Source organism: Bradyrhizobium uaiense, from assembly GCF_010811875.1.
Lineage (GTDB): Bacteria > Pseudomonadota > Alphaproteobacteria > Rhizobiales > Xanthobacteraceae > Bradyrhizobium > Bradyrhizobium uaiense.
Window position 1 is genome coordinate 1 of sequence record NZ_VKHP01001268.1, and the last position, 210, is coordinate 210.

General features: G+C 65.7%; 1 protein-coding gene. It reads right to left on the minus strand.

Translation table 11 applies throughout. The features are described 5' to 3' along the window. Nucleotides 1-146 precede the first annotated feature (146 nt). Nucleotides 147-210, minus strand: a 64-nt coding sequence (locus FNJ47_RS49580) for a helix-turn-helix domain-containing protein (protein WP_283811420.1), incomplete at its 5' end; no start/stop codon positions are given.

Sequence of the window (210 nt, forward strand, 5' to 3'; positions counted from 1 at the left end):
TCGAAGGATGCACGGCCCGGATATATCCTGGTGCTCGCGGAGGAAGTGGGGCCATCGCCCTTCGAGGCTCGCCGAAGAGGCGAGCACCTCCAGCGACAAAGGCGAAGCCTTTGCGCGGGGGTGACGGTGAGAACCTTCCGCCTCTGCTACTTCACCCGCTGCTTCTCGAGCTTGCGCGCCAATGTCCGGCGGTGCATGCCGAGGCGTCGG